Source organism: Streptomyces sp. UH6, from assembly GCF_013421635.1.
GTDB classification, from domain to species: domain Bacteria; phylum Actinomycetota; class Actinomycetes; order Streptomycetales; family Streptomycetaceae; genus Streptomyces; species Streptomyces abyssomicinicus.
Genome location: NZ_JACADT010000630.1, coordinates 1 through 3,385, shown reverse-complemented (window position 1 = coordinate 3,385; position 3,385 = coordinate 1). Strand labels below are relative to the sequence as shown.

At 71.5% G+C, this 3,385-nt stretch carries 2 protein-coding genes and 1 pseudogene; 2 read left to right on the top strand and 1 reads right to left on the bottom strand.

From position 1 onward, the window contains the following. A pseudogene (locus HW445_RS23320) lies at nucleotides 1-1,085 on the top strand (hypothetical protein); the annotation flags it as partial. Nucleotides 1,086-1,179: 94 nt separating this feature from the next. Further along, on the top strand, nucleotides 1,180-2,667 hold the full coding sequence (locus HW445_RS23315; protein WP_180222915.1) for a hypothetical protein: 1,488 nt from the start codon (nucleotides 1,180-1,182) through the stop codon (nucleotides 2,665-2,667). A gap of 130 nt (nucleotides 2,668-2,797) precedes the next feature. Here HW445_RS23315 and HW445_RS23310 read toward each other — a convergent pair whose 3' ends face one another. Next, a complete protein-coding gene (locus HW445_RS23310; RefSeq protein WP_180222914.1) occupies nucleotides 2,798-3,103 on the bottom strand; it encodes a small hydrophobic protein in 306 nt (101 codons plus the stop codon). Nucleotides 3,104-3,385 lie beyond the last annotated feature (282 nt).

The following is a 3,385-nucleotide window of genomic DNA, read 5'->3' as shown; positions in this document are numbered from 1 at the left end:
CGGATCCCGGCACGCAGCAGCCCGAGACGCCCGAGCAGCCGCCGCCGGACACCCAGGACCCCGGAACCCAGGACCCGGGCACCCAGGACCCGGGGGACGATCCGGGGACGCAGCAACCGGGCACCTCGGACCCCGGGACCTCGTCCGAGGAACCCGGCACCGGGGAGTCGGACCCGGCGGACCTCACGCCCGGGGAACAGGTCGAACAGGCCATGGGGGAGATCGAGGATCTGGCCGTGCCCGAGGAGGTCAAGGAGGACCTGAAGCAGGCGGTGGACAGGCTCTCCGACCTGATCGACGACCCGGGGACGAGCGCCGCCGACCGGAAGATCTACGCGCAGGTCCTGGAGCACGTCACCGAGATGCTCGGCCTGATCGACGACCCGGAGACGTCCCCGGCGGAGCGGCGCGCCCTGATCGTCAGCCTCCAGGCCGTCGAGGAGATGATGAAGAAGGCGCTGGACGACGGTGCGTCACCGGCCGACCGCTCCGCCTACAAGAAGCTGACGCTGGGCCTGACCGGCGCCGGGACGCGGCTGACGGACCCGGGGACCGACGAGGACGAGTCGACGCCCCCGGAGGACAGCTCGCAGACGCGTCCGGCGGCGAGGCCGCCGCAGACTCCTCCGGAGCAGGCGGACCAGGCCGCCGGGGGCATGAAGGACGCGCTCGACGAGGGAACGAGGCCGCAGCGGCCCCAGGACCGCAAGAAGATCGAGAGCATGGCGAGGAGCCAGGTGCAGGCCTTCGTGACGGCCCAGGACCCGTCGGCCACGGACGAGGACCGGGCCGCGGCGGAGAAGGAACTCGACGAGCCGGCCAGGTCGGCCGAGGACCCGAGGTACCGGGAGGTTCTCGAGCAGGTCGAGGAGTACAACGCCTCCGACGCGTGCGTCTCCCTGCTGGAGAAGCGGACCCGCCAGTCCGGCTGGGCGAGCGGGTCCCTGTGGGGTCTGTCGGATCCCGTCTGCGACAGGCCGAGGAGCGCGGGGGCCGAGGACACCTCCAGCAAGTGGAACAAGCTGTTCGTCTGCGTGGACCAGGAGTCCTTCTCCACCTGCGCGGCCTACATCCCGGAGGACTGAGCCCCTGCGGGCGGCGTCGATGGTGGCGTCGTGGCCGGCCACGGACGGAGCAGTTGCTGTTGAGGTGCGCCGGGCCGGGTCCGAGCCTTGCTCCATGGGCATTCAGCCGTGGGTGATCGTCGAGGCACCTGACGGTCGTGGCCTCCGCGAGGTCGTCGTCAACGGCGAGGTCGTCGGCACCGCCTGGTCGTCCGGCGAACTCCGGGCGGTCCTCGCCCGCCTCGGGTACCCGCGGACCCTGGACCTGGAGGACCCGGCGGCGGTGCTGTGGCGCGGCGGCGACAGCGGGACGTGGCCCGACCGGCCGTGGAGAAGGCGTGCCACCTCGGCCCTGATGATCGCGGGGATGCTCGCGTCCGCCGCCCTGCACATGGTGATCGGCTGGCCGGACGCCCTGCGGGCCCTGACCTTCTCCCAGCGCGTCGTCGGCGCCATCTTCGTGCTGGCGGGCCTGGTGCAGTGCGTGGCGACCGTCGCCGCCTTCGACCACTGCGGCAGGCGGCAGTTCCGCATGTCCGGGGCGCTCGTCCTGCTGGGCTCCTTCATCACGCTGCCGACGACCACGACCCTCATCTTCATGTGGCTGGAGGAGCGGGAGTACACGCCCTACCTGCTGGCCTTCGGGCCGCTCTTCCTCTGGTCCCTGTGGGCACTGCTCCACTGCGTCCGCGAGAAGTCCTGGAAGGGGCTGCCCCAGCCGAAGAAGTTCGCCGCCGGGGTGGCGTTCACCGCGGTCCTGACGGCCGTGAGTCTCGCCTACTCGACCATGTACCAGCCCACCGCCGCACCGATCCGCTTCGTGCTCAAGGCGGACTTCGGCACACCGCAGACGGACACCGACCCCCGTCAGGTCGCCGTCCCCCTCACGCTGTACGTCAAGAACGACGGCGGCATCCCCGTGTACGTCATCAACGACGACTACACGGTCTGGGGGGAGACCTTCGCCCCGTCCGCGACGGGTGAGGGGCTGAGGCACTGGAAGGAGGACACCGAATCCCTCTCCGCCGTGGAGGCCGAACGGTACGCCCGCACGGCCCGGAAGGAGGTGCTGCGATCGGGGCACTTCTACGGGCCGGGCGCCTGGCTGGACGCCGGTGAGGAGTTCGCCGCGGAGAAGGTGGTCAGACTTCCCAAGGACGCCGACTACGGGGAACTGGAGGCGACGCTGCGCGTCCACTTCATGCGCAAGGACCGCGGCAGGCTCGACGAGGACTTCGCCCGGCCCCGCTTCTCCTGGGACAGGGACCTGGAGCAGTACTACTGCCCTCCCGCGGAGTGCGGGGAGAACGCCGTCTACCACGGCCGCGTGCGGCACAACAACAACCTGGTGAACGTGACGCGACGGCCGAGGTACGTGACGGCCTTCTGGGGACCGCGCACCGGGCTCGACGTCTTCATCTCCTCGTTCGACTTCAGGAAGAGGTCGCTCTACGTGCACCGCGAGGGTGTCGACACGGCGGAGGCGCAGCGGGAGAAGGAACGGTTCGGGGCGGCGGTCGTCAGCGCGAACGCGAAGATCCTCACCGCCGGGTTCCTGCGGCCTCCTGGGGACCGGCCTCCCGGCGACGAAGGAGGGCGCTGACGCACGGACGCCCTCGGCGGGCCGCCCGACCCGGCTCGGGCCACCCGGCCCGGCTCGGGGCGTCCGCACGCGGCGAAGGGCGTCGGAGCGGAGAGGAGTCGCTCCGGCGCCCTGCCGTCGGGTCAGCGGGTCAGAGGAGACCCGCGCCCGTGCCCGTTCCGGCGAGGAAGATCAACGCCAGGACGGTGTCGATCGCACCGAGGACGACCGCGACCAGTGCCGGCCATCCGGCACTCGCGCCCTTCCAGGTGCGTCCCATCGCGAGCCAGCCGCACACCACCGCCACCGGGCCGAGGATGATCCCGGCGACGAAGAGTCCGGCCACCGCACAAACGACTCCGATGATCGCGAGCGTCGCGCTGTCCGGCCCGGTCCGTGACGGGTTCACGCCACGTGAGCGGGGGTGCCTGCGCGCGCCTTGTCCGAAGCCGGCCATATCAACTCCCTTGCACCCTCTGCCTTGTAGGGGCGCCCATCGGGTTCTCTGGTCGGATTGCCCGCAATCCGCGCTCCACGCATGCCAGTTGCGGATTTCCGGCCACCGGCCCGCCTCTCCTAGGGTTCCCCCCGATGACGATCACGCGGACCCGCCCCACCGTCCGGCCCCTCGGGCCCGGCCTCCGGCGGGCACTGGCCCACTCGCTCCCCGCCCTGGCGGTGGTCTTCGCACTGCTCACCACCTCCGGCTGGACCGCCGCCCCCGAACACCCGCCCTCCG

Excerpts from the sequence above, each read along its gene's own strand:
- HW445_RS23315 (WP_180222915.1), top strand. The coding sequence starts at position 1,180 with ATGGGCATTCAGCCGTGGGTGATCGTCGAGGCACCTGACGGTCGTGGC.
- HW445_RS23310 (WP_180222914.1), bottom strand. The coding sequence starts at position 3,103 with ATGGCCGGCTTCGGACAAGGCGCGCGCAGGCACCCCCGCTCACGTGGC.